Source organism: Halomonas sp. XH26 (assembly GCF_024138895.1).
GTDB lineage: Bacteria > Pseudomonadota > Gammaproteobacteria > Pseudomonadales > Halomonadaceae > Vreelandella > Vreelandella alkaliphila.
In genome coordinates this window covers 3,832,674-3,857,354 of the sequence record NZ_CP071889.1, presented here as the reverse complement: position 1 = coordinate 3,857,354, position 24,681 = coordinate 3,832,674, and the positions used below count along the sequence as shown (strand labels likewise).

22 protein-coding genes, 1 tRNA gene and 1 pseudogene are annotated in these 24,681 nt (G+C 52.3%); 15 read left to right on the top strand and 9 right to left on the bottom strand.

Annotated elements, in window-relative coordinates:
• Window positions 1–262 precede the first annotated feature (262 nt).
• The 8 genes and pseudogenes from J4377_RS17590 (at window position 263) to J4377_RS17555 (ending at window position 8,242) form a co-directional block, all read left to right on the top strand.
• Entirely contained in the window at window positions 263–565 is a 303-nt protein-coding gene (locus J4377_RS17590; RefSeq protein WP_009723133.1) for an urease subunit gamma, read from the top strand.
• A gap of 38 nt (window positions 566–603) precedes the next feature.
• Window positions 604–924, top strand: coding sequence for an urease subunit beta (locus J4377_RS17585; protein ID WP_095603776.1), 321 nt, complete (start codon window positions 604–606; stop codon window positions 922–924).
• Window positions 921–2,636 (top strand): urease subunit alpha, encoded by a 1,716-nt coding sequence (gene ureC / locus J4377_RS17580; protein ID WP_253486273.1) that lies wholly within the window; start codon window positions 921–923, stop codon window positions 2,634–2,636. Before J4377_RS17585 ends, ureC begins: the two co-directional genes overlap by 4 nt.
• 150 nt (window positions 2,637–2,786) lie before the next feature.
• On the top strand, window positions 2,787–3,347 hold the full coding sequence (gene ureE / locus J4377_RS17575) for an urease accessory protein UreE (RefSeq protein WP_253486272.1): 561 nt from the start codon (window positions 2,787–2,789) through the stop codon (window positions 3,345–3,347).
• A complete protein-coding gene (locus tag J4377_RS17570) occupies window positions 3,337–4,059 on the top strand; it encodes an urease accessory protein UreF (protein ID WP_253488164.1) in 723 nt (240 codons plus the stop codon). Before ureE ends, J4377_RS17570 begins: the two co-directional genes overlap by 11 nt.
• Before the next feature lie 23 nt (window positions 4,060–4,082).
• Complete coding sequence (ureG, locus tag J4377_RS17565; RefSeq protein WP_038479289.1) at window positions 4,083–4,715, top strand: urease accessory protein UreG; 633 nt, start codon at window positions 4,083–4,085, stop codon at window positions 4,713–4,715.
• A 302-nt stretch (window positions 4,716–5,017) separates the two neighbouring features.
• On the top strand, window positions 5,018–6,808 hold the full coding sequence (locus J4377_RS17560; RefSeq protein WP_253486271.1) for a methyl-accepting chemotaxis protein: 1,791 nt from the start codon (window positions 5,018–5,020) through the stop codon (window positions 6,806–6,808).
• Between the two features lie 214 nt (window positions 6,809–7,022).
• Window positions 7,023–8,242, top strand: a pseudogene (locus J4377_RS17555) (IS3 family transposase).
• Between the two features lie 36 nt (window positions 8,243–8,278).
• On the opposite strand, the gene J4377_RS17550 reads toward J4377_RS17555, so the two are convergent.
• The 3 genes from J4377_RS17550 to J4377_RS17540 are packed head-to-tail and all read right to left on the bottom strand — an operon-like array spanning window position 8,279 to window position 11,102.
• The gene (locus J4377_RS17550; RefSeq protein WP_095603489.1) at window positions 8,279–9,541 is read right to left on the bottom strand and encodes a TRAP transporter large permease; all 1,263 of its coding nucleotides are present in this window, start codon (window positions 9,539–9,541) and stop codon (window positions 8,279–8,281) included.
• A complete protein-coding gene (locus tag J4377_RS17545) occupies window positions 9,538–10,062 on the bottom strand; it encodes a TRAP transporter small permease (protein WP_038479280.1) in 525 nt (174 codons plus the stop codon). Before J4377_RS17545 ends, J4377_RS17550 begins: the two co-directional genes overlap by 4 nt.
• Complete coding sequence (locus tag J4377_RS17540) at window positions 10,062–11,102, bottom strand: TRAP transporter substrate-binding protein (RefSeq protein WP_253486270.1); 1,041 nt, start codon at window positions 11,100–11,102, stop codon at window positions 10,062–10,064. The genes J4377_RS17545 and J4377_RS17540 overlap by 1 nt, the downstream gene beginning before the upstream one ends.
• Before the next feature lie 290 nt (window positions 11,103–11,392).
• Here J4377_RS17540 and J4377_RS17535 point away from each other — a divergent pair, with 290 nt between their 5' ends.
• Window positions 11,393–12,784 carry an FAD-binding oxidoreductase gene (locus J4377_RS17535; RefSeq protein WP_253486269.1) on the top strand — a complete coding sequence of 464 codons (1,392 nt, stop codon included), beginning with the start codon at window positions 11,393–11,395 and terminating at the stop codon, window positions 12,782–12,784.
• Window positions 12,785–12,818: 34 nt separating this feature from the next.
• Here J4377_RS17535 and J4377_RS17530 read toward each other — a convergent pair whose 3' ends face one another.
• Together J4377_RS17530 and J4377_RS17525 are read right to left on the bottom strand one after the other, a co-directional pair.
• Complete coding sequence (locus tag J4377_RS17530; protein WP_253486268.1) at window positions 12,819–13,766, bottom strand: LysR family transcriptional regulator; 948 nt, start codon at window positions 13,764–13,766, stop codon at window positions 12,819–12,821.
• A 121-nt stretch (window positions 13,767–13,887) separates the two neighbouring features.
• Window positions 13,888–14,883 carry a TRAP transporter substrate-binding protein gene (locus J4377_RS17525; RefSeq protein ID WP_095603493.1) on the bottom strand — a complete coding sequence of 332 codons (996 nt, stop codon included), beginning with the start codon at window positions 14,881–14,883 and terminating at the stop codon, window positions 13,888–13,890.
• A 143-nt stretch (window positions 14,884–15,026) separates the two neighbouring features.
• Between J4377_RS17525 and J4377_RS17520 the strand changes: the two genes are divergently transcribed.
• A tRNA-Arg gene (locus J4377_RS17520) sits at window positions 15,027–15,103 on the top strand.
• A 238-nt stretch (window positions 15,104–15,341) separates the two neighbouring features.
• On the opposite strand, the gene J4377_RS17515 is transcribed toward J4377_RS17520, so the two are convergent.
• Entirely contained in the window at window positions 15,342–16,307 is a 966-nt protein-coding gene (locus tag J4377_RS17515) for an SLAC1 anion channel family protein (protein WP_253486267.1), read from the bottom strand.
• A gap of 373 nt (window positions 16,308–16,680) precedes the next feature.
• The gene (locus J4377_RS17510) at window positions 16,681–17,154 is read right to left on the bottom strand and encodes a Dps family protein (RefSeq protein ID WP_038479262.1); all 474 of its coding nucleotides are present in this window, start codon (window positions 17,152–17,154) and stop codon (window positions 16,681–16,683) included.
• A 738-nt stretch (window positions 17,155–17,892) separates the two neighbouring features.
• Here J4377_RS17510 and J4377_RS17505 point away from each other — a divergent pair.
• The 5 genes from J4377_RS17505 (at window position 17,893) to J4377_RS17485 (ending at window position 23,277) form a co-directional block, all read left to right on the top strand.
• Window positions 17,893–18,540, top strand: coding sequence for a peroxiredoxin (locus J4377_RS17505; protein WP_038479256.1), 648 nt, complete (start codon window positions 17,893–17,895; stop codon window positions 18,538–18,540).
• A gap of 91 nt (window positions 18,541–18,631) precedes the next feature.
• Window positions 18,632–19,540, top strand: a complete 909-nt coding sequence (locus tag J4377_RS17500) for an MBL fold metallo-hydrolase (protein WP_253486266.1) — start codon at window positions 18,632–18,634, stop codon at window positions 19,538–19,540.
• A gap of 36 nt (window positions 19,541–19,576) precedes the next feature.
• Window positions 19,577–20,011, top strand: coding sequence for a TIGR01244 family sulfur transferase (locus tag J4377_RS17495; RefSeq protein WP_095603495.1), 435 nt, complete (start codon window positions 19,577–19,579; stop codon window positions 20,009–20,011).
• 14 nt (window positions 20,012–20,025) lie between these two features.
• Entirely contained in the window at window positions 20,026–21,774 is a 1,749-nt protein-coding gene (locus J4377_RS17490; RefSeq protein WP_038486405.1) for a SulP family inorganic anion transporter, read from the top strand.
• A gap of 36 nt (window positions 21,775–21,810) precedes the next feature.
• A complete protein-coding gene (locus J4377_RS17485) occupies window positions 21,811–23,277 on the top strand; it encodes a dihydrolipoyl dehydrogenase (RefSeq protein ID WP_095603496.1) in 1,467 nt (488 codons plus the stop codon).
• Window positions 23,278–23,323: 46 nt separating this feature from the next.
• Here J4377_RS17485 and J4377_RS17480 read toward each other — a convergent pair whose 3' ends face one another.
• Both J4377_RS17480 and J4377_RS17475 read right to left on the bottom strand, forming a co-directional pair.
• Entirely contained in the window at window positions 23,324–24,217 is an 894-nt protein-coding gene (locus tag J4377_RS17480; protein ID WP_253486265.1) for an alpha/beta hydrolase, read from the bottom strand.
• A 106-nt stretch (window positions 24,218–24,323) separates the two neighbouring features.
• Window positions 24,324–24,671: a carboxymuconolactone decarboxylase family protein gene (locus J4377_RS17475; RefSeq protein ID WP_038479244.1), complete on the bottom strand. Its 348-nt coding sequence runs from the start codon at window positions 24,669–24,671 to the stop codon at window positions 24,324–24,326.
• Window positions 24,672–24,681 lie beyond the last annotated feature (10 nt).

Genomic DNA, 24,681 nt, shown 5'->3' with positions numbered 1-24,681 from the left:
CGTTTTAATTGCACTTCTTTGGTGCGAAAGAAGGGGCTGGTTAATTAGCATGGTGCAATTTTGGTGCGAATAAGAGAAAGTCGGTATTTTTCAAGCTGTTGAATAATAATAACTATTTTTTCTATTCACCATTTTGGTACGGTGGTTGCGCTGCATTGCTTCAAATAGGCGTGCTCGGTTTCGATAGTCTGGGAGCGTTGTTCCAAATCCTGCACCGTCGTTTCTGTTGAGCGCTCCCACTGATCGAGCCAATGGAGCCCCCATGGAACTGACCCCACGAGACAAAGATAAGCTGCTGCTGTTTTCTGCTGCCCAGCTTGCCGAGCGCCGCAAAGCACGCGGCCTAAAGCTTAATTACCCCGAGGCCGTCGCGCTGATCAGCTTTGAAATTATCGAAGGTGCCCGTGACGGCAGAAGTGTCGCCGACTTAATGAGCTACGGCCGTGAAATCCTTAGCCGTGATGACGTGATGGATGGCGTGGCGGAAATGGTGGATGAAGTGCAGGTAGAGGCCACCTTTCCGGACGGCACCAAGCTCGTGACCGTTCACACGCCAATCAACTAGTCGTCAGCAACCAGGAGGCTGCCATGATTTCCGGCCCAATGATTCCAGGACAGTACCAGTTAAAAGACGGTGATATTGAGCTATGCGTGGGCCGCGAGCGGATTAGCGTCGAAGTGGCCAATACCGGCGACCGCCCCATTCAGATCGGCTCTCACTACCACTTCGCTGAAGCCAACCCCGCGCTGGTGTTTGATCGTAGCAAATCCCGTGGCTTTCGCTTGGACGTGGCAGCGGGCACCGCGATTCGCTTTGAGCCTGGCCAGACCCGCGAGGTCACGCTAGTTCCCTTCGTTGGTAAGCGCGAAATTTACGGCTTCCGTGGCGATGTGATGGGTGCGCTCGATGGAGATAAACAATGAAGCCGGTTAACAAAATCAGTCGGCAAGCCTACGCCGATATGTATGGCCCCACCGTGGGCGACCGCGTGCGCCTGGGTGATACCGAACTGTGGATCGAGGTGGAGCAAGACGCTACCCACTACGGCGATGAGGTGAAGTTCGGCGGCGGCAAGGTGATACGCGATGGCATGGGTCAAAGTCAGCTCAATGACGTCTCTGTCATGGATACGGTGATTACCAACGCGCTGATTTTAGACTGGTGGGGCATTGTTAAAGCCGATGTCGGCCTGCAAAACGGGCGCATTGCTGCGATTGGCAAGGCAGGCAACCCCGATACTCAGCCCGATGTAGATATAGTGATTGGCCCCGGCACTGAAATTATCTCAGGCGAAGGCAAGATTCTCACCGCTGGAGGGATTGACGCCCATATACACTTTATTTGCCCCCAACAGGTAGAAGAAGCGCTGATGAGTGGGGTGACTACCATGCTAGGCGGTGGCACCGGTCCGGCGACTGGCTCCAACGCCACCACCTGCACTCCCGGTGCCTGGCATATTGGCAAAATGCTGCAAGCGGTGGACGACCTGCCGATGAATATTGGCCTGTTGGGCAAAGGCAACGCTAGCTTGCCGGAAGCGTTGGAAGCGCAGCTGGAAGCCGGTGCCATGGGGCTTAAACTCCACGAAGACTGGGGCACCACGCCTGCCTCCATTGATAACTGCCTCAGTGTGGCAGAAAAGTACGATGTGCAGATCGCGATTCACACCGACACACTCAACGAATCCGGCTTTGTGGAAGACACCCTGGCAGCGTTTAAAGAGCGTGGCATTCACACTTACCACACCGAAGGGGCAGGCGGCGGTCACGCGCCGGATATCCTGACCGCCTGCTCAAAAGAGTACGTGCTGCCGTCTTCCACTAACCCGACGCGGCCTTATACGGTTAACACCATCGACGAACACCTGGATATGCTGATGGTCTGCCACCACTTGGACCCCAACATTCCTGAAGATGTGGCCTTTGCCGACTCACGTATTCGCCGTGAAACGATCGCCGCCGAAGATATTCTCCACGACTTGGGCGTGATCTCGATGATTGCCTCGGATTCCCAAGCCATGGGGCGAGTGGGCGAAGTGGTCTGCCGTACCTGGCAAACGGCCCATAAAATGAAAGTGCAGCGCGGTTTATTGCCCGAAGATGAAGCATTGGGCGCTGATAACCTGCGCGCCAAGCGTTATATCGCCAAATACACCATTAATCCCGCGATTACCCATGGCATTGCCCATGAGGTGGGCTCCATCGAAGTTGGCAAACTGGCTGATTTAGTGCTCTGGAAACCGGCATTTTTCGGTGTAAAGCCTTCGCTGATTTTAAAAGGCGGCATGATTGCGGCAGCGCCCATGGGCGACCCCAACGCGTCTATTCCTACCCCTCAGCCGGTGCATTATCGCTTTATGTTTGGGGCGTTTGGAAAGGCCGCCAGCCAAACGCGGCTCAACTTCGTGAGCCAAGCGGCGATTGACGCAGGCATTAAAGAGCGGCTGGGCCTGCAGAGCACGCTTTCCGCCTGTAAAAACGTACGCGGCGTGCGCAAAAAAGATATGAAGCTCAACGACGCCTGCCCAGAACTCACCGTCGACCCGCAAACTTATGAAGTGCGCTGCGATGGCGAGCTACTCACCTGCGAGCCGGCGACCGAGCTGCCACTAGCCCAGCATTATCACTTGTTCTGATTGACGCAATACGAGGAGCGCCGAGAGGTAGGACTACGTGAGGGCGCTGTGAATACATCCTTGTACGCTACTTTTGCCATCCATGGCAAAAGACCCTCACTTCGACCTACCTCCGGCTAGGCGTTGGGTGGTTTTAATAGGAAGAGATAGATGCTGAAACTGATAGAACGTTTAGGGCCGGTGGAAGAGCGTGCCGCCAGCGACACGCTGACACTACCCTTCGAACTGCGCATTCGCGGGCGCTTAAAAGCCCAAAGCGATAGCGGCCGCGAGCTGGGGCTGTTTCTAGACCGTGGCCCAGTGCTGCGCGACGGCGAAGGCTTAAAAGCTGAAAATGGCGAAGTGGTGCGCATACGCGCTGCCATCGAGCCGGTGGTGACCGCGCGAGTCAGTACTGGCCTACCCCTGGCACGGCTGGCATACCACTTGGGCAACCGCCATGTACAGCTGGCGCTGGGCGAAGATGAAAAGGGTGGCTGGGTGCGTTTCCCACCCGACCATGTGCTAGAAGAACTGGCGGAACTACTGGGGGCTGAGCTTGAGCACCACAACGCCACCTTCGATCCAGAACCAGGGGCCTATAACCAAGTAGGTGGCGGCGGGCACTCTCACGGACATTCTCACGGGCATTCTCATGGTCATGGGCACTCCCACGAGCACGCTCATGACCACGACCATTCACACGCGCATGAGCATCATCATGCCCACTGAGCATGCCGCACCAGAAAGCCATGACTTAGCCCTGCTAGGGCTAATGCAGTTGGTCAGCCCAGCGCTACCCATCGGTGCCTTTGCGTTTTCCCAAGGGCTGGAAAGCGCCTTTGAGCTGGGCTGGGTAAGTGATGAACAAAGCCTTTCTGAGTGGCTTTCTGGCGTACTGGAAGATGGCCTAACCCGCTGTGAACTGCCGCTGATCGCGCGCTTTTACACTGCCCTTGAGCAGCATGACAGCGATGCAATCGCTCAGTGGGACGAGTGGTTGGCGGCCACCCGCGAAACCGCTGAATTAGCCGCTGAAGATAGCCGCTTGGGTGCTTCGCTCAAGCGCCTGCTGGGCAGCCTGGATTTATTACCCCGCCAGGATGAGCGAAGTGAAGGCTGTCTGCCGCCTTTATTACCTGCCCATGCAGGCTATGTGACGCTATTTAGCTACGCCGCTTTTATGCGCCGTGTGCCCCCGCGCCAAGCGCTATTAGGGTTTGGCTGGGCGTGGCTGGAAAACCAGCTGGCAGTGGCCTGCAAAGCACTTCCCCTGGGCCATACCGCCGCCCAGCGGGTGATTGAACAGCTGCGCGGGGAACTGGTGGCGGCCGTCGATCAGGCACTATTGCTGAAAGATGATGACCTTGGCCCGGTACTGCCCGGCGTGGCGCTGGCAAGCGCTCTGCACGAAACACAATATTCACGCTTGTTTAGAAGTTAAACGCTTATGAGTAGGAGATGACAATGACGCACTGTTTACGTGTAGGTGTGGGTGGCCCGGTGGGTTCCGGCAAAACGGCACTGCTTAAGCAGCTTTGTTCGGCACTACGGGATTACTACGATATCGCCGTCGTAACCAACGACATATATACCCGTGAAGACGCCGACTTTCTGCTCAAGCACGATGCGCTGCCTGCTGACCGCATCTTAGGTGTGGAAACCGGCGGTTGCCCGCATACCGCCATTCGCGAAGATGCCTCGATGAACCTGGCGGCCATCGATGAGCTACACGCTCGCCATCCAAAACTAGAGCTGGTACTAGTGGAGTCCGGCGGTGACAACCTCTCTGCGACGTTCAGCCCCGAGCTTTCTGACCTCACGCTGTACGTGATTGACGTTTCCGCAGGCGATAAGATCCCCCGTAAAGGCGGGCCAGGCATTACTAAGTCAGACCTGCTGATTATCAACAAAATCGATATTGCCGAGCAGGTTCATGCATCGCTTGAGGTGATGGAGCGGGATTCGAAGAAAATGCGCGGCGAGCGTCCCTTTGTGTTTACCAATCTTTACGACGGGGTAGGTCTTGAAGAGATCATCCGCTTTATTCTCGACAAAGGCATGCTGGATGAGCGTCGGCCCCAGGCAGCAACGGCATAAGCGTTGTGATGCGAAAATCGCCCCCAATAAAAAACTGCCCTGCCCCAATAGGGGGCAGAGCAGTCAAAAAGACGTGGCTAGCGGCTTGCTAAAACGGGCCGTCCTTGGCCACCACACCCCTACAGTGAGCGGATAGGGCAAAGATAACCTTAACGCAGGTTATGAAAGTCCTATTTAGCGACGTTAATTCGCTGTTCATAAACAAAAAACACGAGAGATGGCTCAAGTCGACACAGGTTAGGTCGATAAAGAATGCATAAAACTACTAAAAATTCTTCCGATGACCTACTGAGAAACACTTTATGGCTACTCCTCCTTCTTCGACTCCGCAAAAACGAAGCCTTAGCTTACAGGCTAAGGTGTTGACGCTTGTCCTACTGCCACTTTTCATAGTGACAGCAGGGTTAGTCTCGTTTAACGCCTATGAGCGCATTCAAAACACCCGTGAGACGCTGGCGAATCAGCGTGAGGTGCTGATTGAAGAGCGCCGCAATGCAGTGCGCGACATTGTGCAAATGGCGACGTCCGCTATTTCTCCTATTTATGAGCAAGCAGGTGTTAATGATGAGGAAGCCAAACAGCAGGTAGCAGAGCTCGTGCGCGCCATGCGCTTTGAAGGTAATAACTACGTTTTTATCTACGACTTCGATGGTAACAATATCGTGACGGCCCCTGCGCCAGAGCGTGAAGGTACCAACATGATGGACGTAAGAACCCCAGACGGAAATTACCTTATTCGCGATATTCTTCAGGTTGCCAAGAACGGTGGCGGTTTCCATAGTTACTTATGGGAGTACCCAAGCACCCGGGAGATTGAGCCGAAGCACTCGTATGTAGAGAGTCTAGAAAAGTGGGGCTGGATGATCGGTGCCGGGGTTTACGTCACTGATGTTGATGCAGTTGTTGCAGAACTTGAGGCGACCGCTAACGCGGACCTAGGCCAGTCTATCCTGTTCGCTATTTTGTTGGGTGCCGCCTTATTTCTAGCAGTGGCGCTGCTCGCATTTGGTTTTGTGCGTCGCACCGTCGGGCCGATTAAACGCACCGCCAGCGCTATGCATGATATCGCTCAAGGCCGTGGTGACCTTACCCGCCGCCTAGCGGTAGAAAGCAATGACGAGGTTGGTAACCTAGCGGTTCAGTTCAATGCCTTTGTCGAGCGCATGCAGGAAACCCTGCGTGATGTGCGCCGTAGCACCATGAGTGTTTATCATTCGGCGGGGGAAATTTCCCATAGCTCCGAGGAACTGGCCACCCGTACCGAGCAGGCCGCTGCCAACCTGCAAGAAACGTCAGCTTCCATGGAAGAGATTACCTCGACCGTGAATCACAGTGCAGATAATGCCCAGCAGGCCAATCAGCTGGTGCAGTCCACTGCTGAAGTAGCCCACCATGGTGAAGAAGCCATGGGACAGGTCGAGCGGACGATGCACGATATCAACGACTCGGCGACGCGTATCAGCGAAATCATCACCATGATTGATGCCATCGCTTTCCAAACCAACATTCTGGCGCTTAACGCCTCGGTGGAAGCCGCACGGGCAGGTGAACATGGCCGTGGCTTTGCGGTCGTCGCGCAAGAAGTACGCACACTGGCTAGCCGCTCTAGCAACGCGTCAAAAGAGATTCGTACGCTGATTGATAGCTCTGTTAAGCACACCCACACCGGTGCCGAGCTAGTACGTAAGGCGGGTGCGACGATGCATGACATTGTGGAAAGTGTCTCCAAGGTGACCGATGTGATCGGTGAGATTACGGCGGGTGCCAAGGAGCAAAGTAGCGGTATTGGCCAGATCAACACCGCCGTCGCGGAAATGGATACCATGACCCAGCAAAACGCTGCCATGGTGCAGGAATCCACCACAGCTGCTAGCAACATGCGCCGTCATGCCGAGCACCTTAATGAGCTGATTAACACCTTTGTGCTTGGCGACGATGAGCCACAAGCTTCATCGACACGGCCAGCGTTAAACCAACCGCGTCAGTCTCTGCCTTCTAGCACACCAAGTGCGCAACAGGCGCTCAAGCGCCCCGTGCTCTCTTCTAAGCCTGCTCCGGTTAACGCTGGCGAAGACGACTGGGAAGAGTTTTAAGCCTAACGCTATGCTCCTGCTGGCTGAAAATACGCCTTGTTAAACAGCCAGCAGTAGCAAACACGCCCAGTAGACGAAACGTCGTCGAAAAAAACGTAGTAGAAAGAACGTAGTAGAAAAAAAAGGGGCTGCCACATGGCAAGCCCCTTTTTCATTTCAGTGACCCGTCCTGAATAGAGTTGACACGTTCCCGTCCTTATTTTGGGAGAGCGTGATGAGTCAACGAGTTAAGCGCACACAGAAAGACTACACTCTGGCCTTTAAACAGGCCGTGGTAGAGCAAGTGGAACGTGGCGAGATGACCTATAAACAGGCGCAGAGTCGTTACGGTATTCAAGGTCGCACGACGGTATTAAAGTGGTTACGTCGATATGGCCATCAGGACTGGAGTCCCGGTGCCACACAGCGCTCTAAAAGGAGTCCCGACATGCCCCGGCCACTTACCCCTGAACAACGGATCAAAGAGCTTGAAGAGAAGTTGCGGCTTGCTGAGCAAAAGGCTCAGTTCTTCGAGGCGGTTGTGGAGGTGATGGAGAAGGATTACGGGGTGTCCGTAAAAAAGCAGCCAGGCAAATCCTCACGCAAGAACGTGTTGCCGGATTAACCATCAGCAGGGTATGCCACCTTCTCGGCATCAGCCGCCAGGCTTGGTATCAGGCCAAAAAAGCGCAGCAGTCGCGAGAAGCCCGGGAGCAGCGGATCGTCGATTTTGTTCGAGACATACGACTTACCCAGCCCCGACTAGGCACCCGCAAGCTGCATCACTTGCTGCACCGCCAAGCAGATCAAGAGCTGCACGTGGGACGAGATCAGCTCTTTCAGGTCCTTCGTGCGCGGCGTCTGCTGGTGCCCATACGCCGAGCTTATCATAAGACGACGCACAGCCATCATCGCTTCCGGCGACATCCGAACCTGCTCAAGCCAGGCCCCGAGCAGGTGGTTGCCTGCCGCCCTAATCAGGTCTGGGTCGCTGACATTACCTATCTACCGACGCGTCACGGGATGAGCTATTTAAGTCTGGTCACTGACGCTTACTCCCGCAAAATCGTCGGTCATCACGTCCATGAGAGCTTACGTAGCCAGGACGTAGAGCAAGCGTTACGCAACGCTCTACGCCAACGGTTAGGGAGCGAGCCGTTAATCCACCACTCGGATCGAGGCATCCAATACTGCTGTGACAGCTATCAGAAGATACATCGCCAGTACGGTCTCCAGTGCTCAATGACAGACGGTTATGACTGTTATCAAAACGCTCTCGCAGAACGTGTAAACGGGATATTGAAGACTGAATTTCTCTTGGTTCAGCCAGGAGATGTTTGTCAGGCGCGTACGATGGTGAATGAGTCTGTCGAGATTTATAACGGTCGGCGGCCACACCTAGCGCTGAAATACAAAACGCCCAATGCAGTGCACTGGGCGTTTGAGATGAAATAAGTGTCAATCTATTTTAGGACTAGACACAGCCCAGCGTTAACTTCCCGACCAGCCCAGCAGGATCGGTACATAAACCACTAATAGCAGCACCCCAATCAAGCCTAAAAGATACGGGATAATTGCCCGAGTGATGCGCTCCAGCGGTAGCTGAGTGACTGACGAAGCCACATAGAGGTTGATCGCAACCGGCGGGGTAATCATGCCAATCGATAGCCCCACCACAATAATCAAACCAAAGTGGATCGGGTCGATGCCCAATTGCAGTACCAGCGGCAGCAACACCGGGGTAAGAATAATCAAAGCGCTAGCGGTCTCGATAAACACCCCCGTGAGCAGAATCACGGCCACGACCAGCAGCATAATCACGTAGGGGTTGGTGGAAAGCGACAGCACTGCCTGGGCGATGGCGCCGGGTACCTGCCAGCTTGAAAGTGTCCAGCTGAGTACTGCCGACATGGCAATCACCAGCATAATCACCGCGGTGGTCATCGCCGAGCGAATCAGCAGCTTATACACCTGGGGCAGGGTTAAATCCCGATACACAAACAGCGACACCAGCAGCGCATAGTTGACTGCGACCACGGCCGCTTCTGAAGGCGTGAAAATGCCCGAGAAGATACCGCCCAAAATAATCACCGGCGTCATCAACCCCCAGCTAGCCGCTTTCAGCGTGCGCCAAATGGTCGGCAGCGACAGCGGTGTGCCTTTGGGATACTGACGCTTATACGCTTGAGTGATCGCAATGGCCATCAGCCCCAGCCCCATTGCCAGCCCCGGCAAAAAGCCGTTCAAAAACAGCTTTGATACCGACTGCTGAGCAATCACCGCGTAGATAATCATCGGCACCGAAGGGGGAATCACCACCCCGATAGTGCCGCTGGCAGCAATTAAGCTCGCCGCTGAAGCAGGGTCGTAGCCTTTGCGCTTAAGCTCCGGCACTAGGCTTGAACCCACCGCTGCGGTGGTGGCTGCACCAGAGCCGGAGATAGCTGCGAAGAACATGCCTGCCATTACCGATACCACCGAAAGCCCGCCGCGCATAAAGCCGACTAACGAATCGGCAAAGCTCACCAGCCGCTCGCTGACCTTACCCTGGGCCATTAAGTCACCGGCCAGAATAAACATCGGGATAGCGACCAGAGCAAACGAGTTAATGCCCTGGAACATCTGCTGGGTGACCACCATGAGAGGCACGCCCGACTGGTACAGCGCATAAAGCGTGCTTGCCCCAATCGCAAAGGCAATCGGCACTCCCAGTAGCATAAACAGGAAGAACAGCCCGAACAGCACCAGAGTCATAGTGGCTCCTCCGGCGCGGCGACCGTTGGCTCACCGTTCACCAGTACGTCGATCATATCCACCAGGGCGTACCACGCCATGATGGCGGCAGAAAGTGGAATGACTGCATAGATGTAGGTCATCGAAAGCCGCAGTGAGGCGGATTTCTGAAAGCTTTGCACCTGCATATAGCGGTAGCCAATCACGATTAGCGCGATCATAAACGCCAGCACCACCGCCAGTGCAGCCAAGCGCGCCAGCTTGCGCAAGGGCAGGGGAAGCGCATCTACGGCAAAGGTCACGGCGATATGCCGCCCGCGCTGGAAGGCTAAGCTGCTGGCTAAAAACGTAATCCACACCAGTAGAAAGCGCGCGACTTCTTCCGTCCAGCCAACGGCGCTGAACAGCACCCGCGACACAATCTGCAGAGTGATCACACCAATTAATGCTGCCATGCCTGCAAAGACCACGGGCTGGATGATGGCATCCAGCCCGCGTTCGCTACGTTTCAATAGTGTTAAAAGTGGCTGTGCAAACGCCATCACTGATTTAGCGCCTCCTGAATGCGCGGTAGGTAATCACCAAACTGCTCGCCATACTTCTCATACACTGGCGCCACGGCGGTCTGGAAGGCTTCAATATCTGGAGTTTCGTTGATCTCCATGCCTGCCTCGCGAAGCTCAGCCAGTTGTTCAGCTTCCATGATAGCATTCTGCTCTCTTGCGTATGCAGATGCTTGCTTGGCGACATCCAGCACAACGGGCTGAAGCTCTGCCTGGAGGCCGTTCCAGGCGGGAAGGCTCATAATAAACGTTGCTGGCGCATAAATATGCCGAGTCATCGTTAGGTAGTCCTGGGTTTCCGCAAGGTTGAAGGCATGAATAGCGTTAACGGGGTTCTCTTGGCCATCAATAGTGCCTTGCTGCAAGGCGGTTAATGCCTCTGTCCAGGCCATGGGTACAGCGTTGGCACCGAGCCCGCGGAATGTATCAACATAAACCTCATTTTCGATGACCCGCAGCCTTAGGCCTTGAAGGTCTTCAGGGACATTGATTGCATGCTGGCTATTAGTGATATTCCGAAAGCCACGTTCAGCGTATGCCAATCCCTTCAGGTTCACATCCTGTAATTTGCCTAGGATTTCCTGGCCGATTTCACCATCCAGCACAGTATAGGCCGCTTCGGAGCTGGGAAAGAGAAACGGGAGCTCGAAAACGGAGAACTCATCGACGAAGTTAGCCACCGGACCGTTGGTGATAATGCCCATATCTACAGTGCCGATTTGCATACCTTCTAATAAGGTGCGCTCATCGCCCAGCGAGGCATTCGGATAAATTTCCACGCTAACCGCGCCATCGGTACGTTCGCTAATCAGCTGTTGGAAGCGCTCAGCAGCAATATGGTAAGTATCTTCCGTATTCACCACATGGGCTAGGCGCAGCGTAGTAGGGGCTATCTCTTCCGCTTGTCCAGCGAGGGGCAAACTGAGTAGACCTACACCAATAAGGGGAAGAGTTAGCTGTTTAAGCTGGCGTGCCGGTTTAGTCACAGCGTTCAGCGTAAAGCAGGCAAGGATATTCACATTATCTCCTAAGAATTAGTGGTTTTAATTATATTGAGGCGTAGTTTTATTATTTTCTTAATGCTCATCTATATCACATTGATTATAGGGGGCAAATTACTTATTTTTATTCTACTATTCGTTCTTCTAATCCGAAAAATCTTTATATAACTTGTACTTGAGTGATTTTTAGGTTGGCGATAACCTGCAAGAGGTTACTTTTAATTGCGCACTTTTGAATGAAGCACTACAGGGTTTTAAACGCCAAGTGCTTAAACCAATGGTGTGGTCAGCTAAATCAGGAATAAGAAATGGATAAGTTGCTGAACGACCTTGTTGCAATCGTCGGTCCTTCGGGGGTACTGCTTGGTGATGATGTCTCGCAGCGTAGCGTAGATTGGTTTACAGGGGCGCCGTGTCGCGCTAAGGCGATTGTTAGGCCGCGCAGCACAGAACAGCTGAGCCGTGTTATGGCTTTGTGTTATCAGGCCGACCAGCCTGTGGTGACACACGGGGGCATGACCGGCATTGTGCATGGCGGGATGGCAAGTCCAGATGAAATCGTCGTGTCACTGGAGTTGATGAACCAAATAGAGGAGATCGACCCTGTTGGCTCCACAATTCTATCTCAGGCTGGGGTGACCCTGCAGCGCGTACAGGAAGCAGCGCAAGAGATCGATATGCAGTTCCCACTTGACTTGGGGGCAAGAGGCTCTTGCACCATTGGTGGCAACATCGCCACCAATGCCGGTGGTATACGGGTAATACGCTACGGCATGATGCGCCAGCAGGTACTGGGACTAGAGGCGGTACTTAGCGACGGCACCGTAGTGAGCTCATTGAATAAAATGCTGAAAAACAATGCAGGATACGATCTGAAGCAACTGTTTATTGGCAGTGAAGGTACGCTGGGAATCGTTACCCGTGCAGTACTACGGTTACAACCCGACATGCCCAGCGAGCAAACGGCATTAGTGGCGGTGCCCTCTTTCGATGCGCTGACTCAGCTGCTGAATCTTGTCTCTCGTGAGCTAGCCAATAGCCTCAGTGCCTTTGAAGCGCTGTGGAATAATCACTATAAACTGATGACCACCGAAAGCGGTAAGCATGCGCCTGTACTAGCGGATAACTCACCTTTCTACGCCATTATTGAAACGTTGGGGCTGGATGAGGCCGAGGACGCTGAGCGTTTTTCCCAAGTGCTGCAAAAGGCACTAGAGGTCGATTTGATCACCGATGCGGCCTTGGCGAGCTCCCAAGCCCAGCGTCAGGCGATCTGGGCCATAAGAGAAGATATCGAAGTGCTGGTGAACGAGCTGAAACCGATGTTCTCCTACGATGTCAGCCTGCCGATTCCCAGTATGCAAGCGTATGTCGATATTTTAGAAGAGAACCTTGAAACCCAGTGGCCTCAATCAGGCAAAATGGTGGTATTTGGTCATCTTGGTGATGGCAACTTACACATTATGATCACGGTACGTGACGATAGCCCGGACAGCCGACGCCAGGTTGAACAGCTTGTCTATTCGTCTCTGAAAGCGTTTGGCGGTTCCATTTCTGCAGAACACGGCATTGGTCTTGAGAAAAAGGACTATCTGTCAGTTTCCCGTACCAGTGAGGAGATTGCCTTAATGAAGCGCCTGAAAACCGCGCTGGATCCCAAAGGTCTATTGAACCCCGGCAAAGTGATAGCGCTGGACTAGCGTTTGCCTGAATGGTTAGTAGGTATCGCCAGCCTTAGGGAGCGGGTGTTATCAGCTCCCTAATTAGCGATCTTAACCAGTGTATACCTGAGTCGTGATCCTTCCGTTCATCCCAGCATAGGCATACTTTAAAGGGCGCTACATCCAGGGGCAGGGCGTAGAACTTCAGGCTATTATTGCGACAAATCACCTTGGCGGCACTCTCAGTCACCACGCAGAGTAAATTCGTCGAGACCAGTATCTCTTGAAGAGGAGTGATATAAGGTGTTTTGGCGACGATTTTGCGTTCTAACCCCAGTATTCTCAGTTTCTCATTGATTAACAATGGGCTGTCTTCGCGGTGAGATAATGCGATTTGTGGGGCGTTTAAAAAAGCGTCAAGCGTGATCGTGTTGTTGTCTCCGTATAGGGAAGCATCACCAACACAGCCAATCACATCATCAAACAGGTACTCGTGATAAGAGGTGAGTGGCAAGCTTTCCAACTGCACCATGGCGAGGTCGATATCGTAGGCTTGTATGGCGTGCTGAGCATCTTCGGCACTGGCTATGCGGGTAGACAACATGTTGAAGCATAAGTCGGGCGCATGGGTTAAACAGTGCTGAATGAGCTTAGGTTGTAACTGCTGGCTTACATAGTCCACCAGGCTGACACGAAACTCGCGTTTCGATGTAGCCGGTGAGAACTCGCTGTTGCTATACACCGCCTGATCGAAGTAGAACAACCCTTTGGCCACAGCGGCATCCATCTGCCGGGCAAGCGGAGTTGGCTGCATGCCATCCAGCGTTTTAATAAATAGTGGGTCATCCATCAGCAGGCGCAACTTCTTTAGCGAATGGCTGACTGCTGGCTGGCTAAGGCAGAGCGCTTCTGCGGTAAGGGTTAAGCTCCTTTTCCAATAAAGCGTATGAAAAACCAATAATAAATTGAGATTTATCTTATGTAGTCTCGTTGCCAACTTTATATTGGTTGGTTCAGTCATCAGGCGTCTCTAATTGGCAAAGGCTGTTCACGCAGTACGTTGACACTGCGCAAACAGCTATCGGTCACTTCAATAAAACCAACCTCACGCTACGGGAAGTCGGGCAGGTAGCAAAGACCGTTTACTTAAGTGCCTCCTGAATGCGCGGCAGGTAGTCACCAAACTGCTCGCCGTATTTCTCATACACCGGAGCAACGGCAGCTTGGAAGGCTTCCATATCCGGCGTTTCGTTGATTTCCATACCGGCTTCGCGCAGCGCCGCCAGTTGGTCGGCTTCCATATCCGCATTAACTTGGCGCTCATGTTCGGCGGCTTCTTGGGCGGCTTCTTTCAGTACGGTTTGTGCCTGTTCTGGCAGTTGGTTCCAAACGGGCATGCCCATTACAAAAATGGCAGGGGCGTACGTATGGCGGGAAAGGGTCATGTAGTTCTGGGTTTCATCCAGCTTGAACGAATGGATCACGTTCACCGGATTTTCCTGACCATCGATGGTGCCTTGCTGCATGGCGGTCAGCGCTTCTGTCCACGCCATGGGAATAGCGTTGGCGCCCAGCTCCCGGAAGGTGTCGGTGTACACCGGGTTTTCCATCACACGAATGCGTAGCCCATCCAGATCTTCCGGCGAATTCACCGCGCGTTCGCTGTTGGTCAGGTTGCGGAAGCCGCGCTCTGCGTAGGCCAAGCCTTTCAGGTTCACGTCAGACAGCTTATCCAGCAGCTCCTGGCCGATCGGGCCATCGAGCACGCCATAAGCGGCTTCTGGTGAAGGAAATAGGAACGGCAGTTCAAATACTGCCATCTCTTCGACAAAGTTGGCCACCGGGCCGTTGGTAATCAGCCCCATATCCACGGTGCCGATCTGCATGCCTTCCAGCAGCGTGCGTTCGTCACCCAGCGAGGCATTGGGATAGATTTCGATGTTGACCTTGCCATCGGTGCGTTCTTCCACCAGTTCTTCAAACTTGGTCGCGGCGATATGGAAACCATCTTGCTCGTTGACCACGTGGGCCAAACGCAGGGTAACGGGGTCCATATCAGCAAAATCAGCGGCATTCGCGGCGCTTACTAGCGCCAGTGAAATGCCCAGTGCCAGCGTGTTACGTGCAAAAGTTTTCATTATAGTGTGTTCCCAGTTTTACTAAAGATAGGAAGTGCTCCCAAAGCATGCACCACACTGCGGAAAACGGTCAATCAAAGCGCCTGTAAAACCGCTGACTAGCTGGACACAGCGCGCCCACACGGGTACGATACGCACCCAAAGCGCCCGTAGCTCAGTTGGATAGAGTGTCGGCCTCCGAAGCCGAAGGTCGTAGGTTCAATTCCTACCGGGCGCGCCAAAACATATCTAGGGCTTACGTTAATGCGTAAGCCCTTTTGTTTTGGTTGTGACAAATCTGTGGTCACAATATCTGCATTACACGTTTTGTATGCTTATTCAGTTATGGCTTTTGAGGTATGTTGTAGTTAGTGTCATTCATCGTGATCGTCAGGGATAAGAAGACAACGTGCAGCTCAAATGGTCGCTACACTAAGTGAGTGCTAAGAACCCGTAAAAAGAGTTTGAAAGCCCTAGTTTCAATCTTCAATACAGATCGATCTCATGCGTACAGCTTGAAAAGTCCTGATAATAAGCATGCTAATCAAAAATGTTAATAGCCCCAAAAGAGTGAAACTCAGCACTTTAAAGAATGATAGTTGTAGCTGTTCAAACATCAAAAAACTGGCAATGGTAATAGCTGCTATTGGGAATGAATAAGCCCACCAGGATAAGAAAAAATCAAGCTTTATAAATCGCGTTGTTTGAGTTAGTAGCATTAAGGTAAGAAATAGGGCGATATAATAGAGAATACGGCCAAAAGCGTTGATTTCCCCTACCAGTTGAAACCACGAAATGGATCCCACCGCTGGTGGTGCAATTAGGATGAATAACGTAGGCAACAGCTTAGCGGGCAAGGGCTGGTGAAAGAACATTCGATAAAAAATGATGGTCAAAAGTACACCCCAGAAAATGAGCCCGATGCTGAAGAAAAACCAGGAAATTTCAGGTGATGCATGCTCTATGCCAGCAATAGGTACAAGAATGTTTCCCACGACAGGAATAAACCAAGCTGGGTTTATATGGGTAACTTCAAAATGTGTCTGGTGCAACCAAGCTGATAGAATATAAAGCGTGAAACCAAGATGAAGTACTACACCAACACTCCATAAAATGAAGGAAACTCGGTTGCTGTATGGCAAAAAAGCAATGCTTAATAAGATTAGTCCAATAGATATAGTTGGAAAAAAATTAAGCTTTATGGGATGGGAAAATTCAGATTTAACCTGGCTTGGATACTTTACTATTTTAGTTATATAAAGTGTTAGTAAGACAAAAAAAGTGACTAAAGTGGTGATGAGAAGAATTGGGCTAATTTTTATTGTAATATTTAATAAAGATTCTGCTCGGTGCCAAGCAATAGTAAATCCTGTCATTCCCATAATAAGAGAAAACCATGAGATTGGAAAGTTTTGTAGTCGAGAAGTGTGAGCACTAGAAGTCATGTTATTTCCTGTTCGATATTGTATTCATATATCATTAGTGTGGGTGGGTTTGGTAAAACAACTGATAAAAAATATCTGCAAGACGAAAGGGTGACGTATTTTCACTAACCTAAAACAGGGGGCAGTAGGGGGTTAAATGATATCGGATGCTGATTTTTATAGGCTATTAAAAGAAGAGCGTCGTTTATCGCCATTGAAAAATTCACTCTAGTTTTCATTAATAGGTTGACAGCTATTTTTTATAAATTAATGAAGGCTTCTATCATGAAGTAATAATTCTCGTCGTTTTTTAATCTTACAGTCTTACTCTGATCTGATCACAACCACGGAAAATATTATGCTGGGTATGGTTGTGATCAATTTTTTACTTTTACTACGCGAGATGGGATGTGAGCATCCACACGATCTTTTCTTGCTCGCGAATATAGTCACCGGCTTGAGCAGCAGTCCCTTCATCCTCAGCATTTGAGGCCAATGATAGAAGCTCACGCTGTAGCTCAATTAAGATCTGATAGCCCTGGAGTACTCCACGCACGCAGGCTTCGCCGTCTTGGACATTTTTATCCTCTTGGATCTTGGCAATTTTGACGTAATCACTGTAGGCATGTACCGGTTGATGGCCAAGAGTGAGAATGCGCTCAGCGACTTCATCGACCTTGGTTAGCAGGTCTGTGTAAAGCTCCTCAAATTTCTCGTGAAGCTGAAAAAACTGAGGGCCTTTTACATTCCAGTGATATCCACGCACGTTCATATAGAAAATTTGATAGTTGGCAAGTAGCTCGTTGAGCTTCTCGGCCAGCTGACTAGCACTAGTCTTGTTCAGACCAATAGTGTTGTTGATGTTCATGCGATCATCTCCTTATCATAAAATAAGTATTAATACTGAATTACGTTCTATTAATACTGAATTACGTTCTATTAATACTGAATTACGTTCTATTGATAGGGATAGACTAAGCAGACATCTCGCTTATTCTCCTTTAAAAAAACAGCGACTCACTCCCTACCGCGTCGTACATATTATTCCTATCGAAAGCCGTTCTGTGGGCTACTTGGTTAGTTTTTAGGCATCTACGCCTATTAGCTCATGCGACTACAAAGGGCTATCATGGCACTAAAACGAAGCTTACTGTCTCAACTATTGTGCTTCTCGTAAGTCGCTCAATACTAAGGTTAAAATAATCTAAGAAAATGAGCATTGTTTTCACTTTTTGAAGTTTAGGACATGGATAAGTTTTTTGCATGGGGCATTTGGACACACCTTAGTATCGATTAATACTCGCGCTAAAAAGCCCCGCATCAGCATGCGCCGACTTTTTGTCAGTGATAGGTATCGTTTGAGATGCTTCTACAGCCATCTTCACAGTAGCGTTATTTCTACTAAAAAAGCTACGTTAGCTCCATTTGACTAGGCTTTCGCTAGGCTGGACCTGTGCTGGCTGCATTTGATAGGTAAAAAGAAGTTAGCCGTAATGCATGCTGGAGATGAGTATCTCTATTGCAACTATAGCGCGTGCCTATTCGCCTTATATAACAAAATGAGCTATCGTTATTCCTGTAATAATTCAGCCAAGAGGAAATTGCTATGTCTAACGATACGATTCAGCCAGTCATGCCCCAGATTAACCGTCCAGCGCCCGATTTCACGGCGAAAACCACCCACGGCGAAAAGTCGCTGAGCGACTATCGTGGCAAGTGGTTAGTGCTTTTTGCCCACCCTTCCGACTTTACCCCGGTATGCACCACAGAATTTTCGGCCTTTGCGAACTACGCTGATCAGTTCAAAGCGGTGAATACCGAGCTGCTGGGCTTGTCGATAGACAGCATCCACTCACACATTGCCTGGACCCGCAGCATCAAGGAAAACTTTGGGGTTGAGATTACCTTCCCCATCATTGCGGATTTGAGCATGAAGGTGGCCAACGCCTACGGCATGATTCAGCCAGGTGCGAGTGATACGGCTGCCGTCCGCGCGACATTTGTGATTGACCCTGAAGGCGTGCTGCGGGCGATGCTGTACTACCCCATGAGCAATGGCCGTTCCGTTGAGGAAGTCCTTCGCTTGGTTAAGTCGTTGCAAACTAGCGATGAGCATGGGGTGGCAACCCCTGAGGCCTGGCTACCGGGCCAGCCGGTAATAGTGCCGCCCCCCCATACCTCGCAAGACGCAGAAGCACGCCAATCAGAGGGGTATGAGTACACCGACTGGTACTTCTGCAAAAAGTCTATTTAACGCCTGCTAACAGCGACGTGATGACTGACTGCGGTCAGTCATCGCTCTATTTTTCAGGCTGTTTTTCAGCTAACGGTCAGGAGCGTCCTATATGAAGACCTTCGCACACTCTGAGCATACGACAGCGGGCACGCCTGATGTGGCCGGCTTTTTTGATCCGCGTACTTTTAGTGTCCAATACGTGGTCAGCGACCCTGCGACGAAGCAGTGCGCGATTATTGATCCCGTCTTGGATTTTGATGAGAAATCAGGGGCGACGGCCACGCATCACGCCGATGAGCTGCTTACCTACATCGCTAAAGAAGGCCTGTCGGTGGAGTGGATTCTCGACACCCATCCCCATGCTGACCACTTCTCAGCAGCTCAGTACTTAAAAGAAAAGACAGGCGCTCCAACCGCGATTGGCGAGCATGTCACTAAAGTACAGGCACTGTGGAAAGAGATTTATCACTGGCCGGATATGCCCACCGATGGGCGTCAGTGGGATAAGTTGTTTGCCGAAGGCGATACATTCACGATTGGCGAGCTAAATGCCCGAGTTATGTACTCCCCAGGCCATACGCTTGCGTCTATTACCTATGTGATTGGCGACGCGGCGTTTGTTCATGACACGCTCTTTCAACCCGATTTTGGCACTGCACGGGCCGACTTTCCCGGTGGCGATGCCCATGTGCTGTGGAACTCTATTCAGCAAATTCTGGCGCTTCCAGAAGCTACCCGCGTGTTTACCGGGCACGACTATATGCCCGACGGACGAGAGCCACAGTGGGAAAGCACAGTAGCGGAACAGCGCGATTGCAACCCCCACTTAGCAGGCGTCAGTGAAGCGGCGTACATCGCCTTACGCCGTAAGCGCGATAGCGAGCTACCCATGCCGAAGCTAATCCTGCACTCTCTACAAGTGAATGCTCGGGGTGGTCGCTTGCCGGAACCAGAGGCGAACGGCAAGCGTTATCTAAAAATCCCGCTGGATGCGCTAGAGGGGGCTGCTTGGGATTAACGTTTCGATATTCGCGTTCTAAATGAGGAAAAGACCATGCAAACGCAACCGTTAGAAATGGGCATTGAAATTACCTCATTTCTCAGTATCGATGATTTAGAGGACGTTAAAGCCAAAGGTTTTAAAGCGGTTATCTGTAACTGCAAAGCAGGAGAGAGTGACGCCTTTCCTAATGAAGCTGTTTACCGCCATAAAGCCGACGCGCTAGGACTTCAGTGGGTGCATATTCCGGTAGTGCCCGGTGAGTATGGCCCAGCAGACGTTGCGGCATTTGCCGAGGCGGTGCAGCGGCTGCCGCGCCCCATCCTGGCGTTTTGTCGTTCAGGCAAGCGCGCCACGCACCTGTGGGCTTACGCCAAGCGCCATACGGAGCAGTGCGATCTGGCCGAGCTGTTTTCTGCTGCTAAAGCCGCGGGGTTTGATTTAGAAGAGCATCGGCAGGGGTTAGAAAACGTTACTGGCGAAAAATAAAGTGAGTGCGCATGATGAGCCTTGAACGCTGGATCCCTATCGTCGGCTGGGTGCGTCGCTACCAACGAGCGCAGTTCTCTCGGGATGCGCTGGCCGCCGTCATCGTGACGCTCATGCTGGTGCCGCAAGCGCTGGCTTATGCGCTGTTGGCCGGGCTGCCCCCGGAAATGGGCCTATACGCCAGCATGCTTCCGCTTGTGCTTTATGCCATTTTTGGCACCAGTGCCAGCTTAGCGGTGGGGCCGGTCGCGGTGGCGGCACTGATGACGGCCTCTGCGTTAAGCACGTTTGCCACGCCTGGCAGCCCTGAGTACATCGGGGCAGCGCTGGTACTGGCGGCCCTTTCAGGACTTATTCTGATTGCCATGGGCGTGCTGCGGCTGGGATTTTTGGTTAATTTTTTAAGCCACCCAGTCATTTCTGGCTTTATTACCGCCTCGGGCATTTTAATTGCCATTAGCCAGCTCAAGCACATTGTTGGCGTTGAGGCGTCTGGCCATAACGTGATTGAGATGCTCAGCGCGCTGCTGGCCCAGTGGCAGCAGGTGAACCTCACCACGTTGGCGATTGGAGCTAGCGTTTGGGGGTATTTATGGCTCTGCCGCCAACGGCTGGTGGGCTGGCTGTTGGCGCTAGGCATGTCTGCTAGTGCATCAAGTATTGCGGTGAAAGCCGTGCCTATCTCTGCCGTCGTTATCACCACGTTGCTGGCCTGGGGACTTAACCTTGCGCAGTATGGTGTTGACGTAGTGGGCTTCGTGCCCAGCGGGCTGCCGGCGATTGCCCTGCCCGGCCTTGACCAATCGCTGTGGCTGGGGCTGCTGCCCGCGGCGCTGCTGATCAGCTTGGTTGGCTTTGTGGAGTCGGTATCCGTTGCGCAAACGCTGGCGGCCAAACGTCGCCAGCGCATTGACCCCAATCAAGAGCTGATTGCCCTGGGTATGGCGAACCTGGGTGCGGGCATCAGCGGCGGCTCGCCGGTGTCGGGCGGCTTTTCGCGCTCAGTGGTGAACTTTGAAGCAGGCGCCGCCACACCGTTGGCAGGCGCCTTCACGGCGCTGGGGATTGTGCTCGCCACGCTGTTACTCACCGATTTACTGGCGTTTCTCCCCACGGCCACGCTAGCCGCAACGATTATCGTCGCGGTGAGCACGCTGATTGATCTGCCTGCGGTCAAGCGAACGTGGCAGTACTCCCGTAGCGATGGGTTGGCGATGATCGTAACGCTGCTGCTGACACTACTGCATAGCGTGGAAATGGGAATTGTCAGCGGTGTTGTGCTCTCGCTAGGGCTGCATCTCTACCGCACCAGCCAGCCCCACAGCGCGGTGGTAGGCCGGGTGCCAGGCACCGAACACTTTCGCAATGTGAAGCGTCATCAGGTCGAGACTGATAAGCGTGTCGCTATTCTGCGCATTGATGAAAGCCTCTACTTCGCCAACGCCCGCTACCTGGAAGATACTGTAATGGCCCTGACCGCCCGCGCCCCGTCGTTACAACATATGGTGCTGACATGCCAAGCAGTCAATATCATTGATGCGTCAGCTCTGGAGAGCTTAGAGGCCATTAACGCACGTCTAAAGGATGCGGGCGTCATGCTGCATTTAGCTGAAGTCAAAGGGCCGGTGATGGATCGCCTAAAAGACACCGAGCTTTATCATGAACTCACTGGACAGATGTTTTTCACCACCTTTGAAGCTTGGCAAGCGTTGGTGCATCCAGGTCAAGCGCTGACGGCAGCCGAGTGCCAGCACGCATGCTGAGCAAAGTGATTGAACACAAGGAAGGGGAAACACGTTATGCAACAGCAGCAAACTAACATCGCTATTATTGGCGCGGGCAGCGCGGGGCTTAGCGCATGGCACGCAGCACGCAAGCACACGGATGACGTGGTGTTAATTGAAGAAGGGCCGTATGGCACTACGTGTGCTCGGGTGGGCTGCATGCCTTCTAAGCTACTGATAGCGGCTGCAAACACGGTCCACAGCGCTCAAAATGCAGGAATGTTCGGTGTCACCATTAACGAGGTGGCGGTTGATGGGCATGCGGTGATGGCTAGGATCAAAGGTGAGCGCGACCGCTTTGTTGGCAATGTGTTGTCCTCCATGAAGACGATTCCCGAGTCACACCGCTTGCAGGGGCACGCGCGGTTTATCGACCCCTACACGCTGGTCATAGATGACCATACCCAACTGACAGCCAACGCCATTATTATTGCCACCGGCTCGCGGCCAACGTGGCCGCGCCTGCTGGAGGGGGCGGGAGACCGCTTAATCATCAATGATGATGTGTTTGACTGGGAGTCGCTGCCAGCCTCCGTTGCCGTAGTAGGACCAGGCGTTATTGGTATGGAACTTGGGCAGGCGCTTAGTCGATTAGGTGTGCGCACACGCACCTTTGGTGTTGGCGGTGCTGTGGGGCCGTTTCAGTCTGACAAGCTTAGGCAACTGGCCGATGAAACATTCAATCGAGAGCTCTACTTGGACCCTGATGCCACTATTGAGCAGGTTGAGCAGCAGGGCGATGGCGTAGCCATCACCTTCTACGAGCGGGAAAGCAGGCAAAAAGTCACGGAAATATTTGACTACGTGCTAGCCGCAACCGGGCGTAAACCTAACGTCGACCAGCTGGATATCGAGAACGCAGGTGTGGCGCTCGATAAGCGTGGCGTTCCTCGGTTTAATCGTTTTACCACGCAGTGTTTAGCCAATGACAACACGCTTAGCCATATCTTCATCGCGGGAGATGCAAACCAGTCCGTTCCGCTACTCCATGAAGCGATCACCGAAGGAAAAATTGCCGGACGCAATGCTGCTTGCTTAGACGATGTGCAAGTGGGGCAGCGTAATGTTCCGCTCGCGGTGGTGTTTACCGAGCCCCAGATGGCCATTGTGGGTGAAAGCCGTGCAACGCTAGAGGCGAACTATGGAGGATGTGACTTTATTGCTGAGGGAGGCGTGTCATTTGACGACCAAGGCAGGGCGCGAGTGATGGGTGAAAACCATGGTTACTTAGCGCTTTACGCAGAGCATGGCAGCGGGCTTTTCTTGGGGGCAGAAATGTTAGGGCCTCGCGCAGAACATATTGCCCACTTGCTTGCCTGGGCCTTAGAGCAAAAGTTGACCGTTAGCCAAATGTTGGCAATGCCCTTTTATCATCCTGTTATTGAAGAAGGCGTAAGGTCGGGGCTGCGCGATTTGCAGGCTAATCTAAAGCAAGGGCCAAGCATTACTGAGCGTTGCATGGAGTGTGGCCCAGGCGACTGATAATGGGTGTAGATAGTACGTTAGCAAGAAAGTGATGAACTGAAGGCTAACTTGCGAGGCACATCGCTTCCTTCGAAGCGACAGATGCCTGTAAAAATGCTACCAGTTCATCACTGTGCTGCGTCATGCTTGGTGTTAAGTCGTGCCCTCCACGCACTAAACGCAGAACAGCGTTACCCCCTTGGTTCGCCAATTTATAAGCGTCTGTTTGAGGTATTACGCAATCACTGTCGCCATGCACTAACAGGACAGGGCAGGAGATGTGCGCTAATGTATGCAATGGAGCAATAGTATCGAAACGATATCCAATCACTCGCTCTACATAGCGAAGTACGTACCAGCCTAGGGGGAAAAAGGGGATGCCTTTTTCTGCTAACCATCGCTTCATCATGTCTGCTGGATGAGCAAAGCTCGAAATACTAACAACAGCGGTTATATCGCTTCGGCGTGACGCAGCTAGCAGCGTGGCAGCAGCCCCTACTGAATGACCAATCAGTGCCGTAGCACGACGATCATAGTTGCTATGTAACCAGGCGAGTGCAGCGTCAATATCCTCTGCAAAACGAGGCATTGAGGAGAAGGTATCCTCATCACTATTGCCATGATTGCGCACGTCAAATGCCAATACATTCCATCCGGCCGCCAGCAATACGGGAATTAACGGTAGAAGGGCAGTACGATTAGAACCCCAGCCATGGGTTAAGAGCACATGTCCTTTTTGCTCATACGTAGTGGTAAACCACCATCCTTCTAATGTGAGCCCATGCGTCGTCGCAAAACGGATGGTTTGTCGATTGGAAGAGAACACATTTTCTACGGCAGTCACTGATTCACGGGTGGGGGTAAGTTGTTGGCGCAGGCGCTGATGAAAACAGTGAAAGAGTATAGCGACCAATATGCTGGCGATGAGAGTGCCAGCGGCTAATAGCCATAGGTTCATGCCTTATCCTTACTACACGGTGCCAACGATAACTTGTCTTCATTAGGGAAGCTGGCTTGGCCCTCTTTTATACTTAAAAGAGGGCGGAAATGCATGATACGGCTGCTTAGCTTTGATTGGCGAAACTATCGAACGCCTCAAGTGCTTGGGCTGCATAGGTGAACGCTGGCCCACCACCCATATACATACAAACGCCTAGCATCTCCATCACTTCCTCGCGAGTTGCGCCAAGCTCCGCCGCAGCTTTTGAGTGGAACGCAATGCACCCATCGCAGCGCACGCTAATACCAATGGCTAGCGCCATCAGCTCTTTGTGTTTGTGTGAAAGCGCACCCTCTTTATTTGCCCCTTTCGCCATTTGGGTGAAGCCCTTAGCAACATCAGGAATGTTTTTGCCAATATCCTGCATGAGTGCCGAAAGATCTTGGGTCGTTTTTTGCCAATCTTTATGCATAACTATCTCC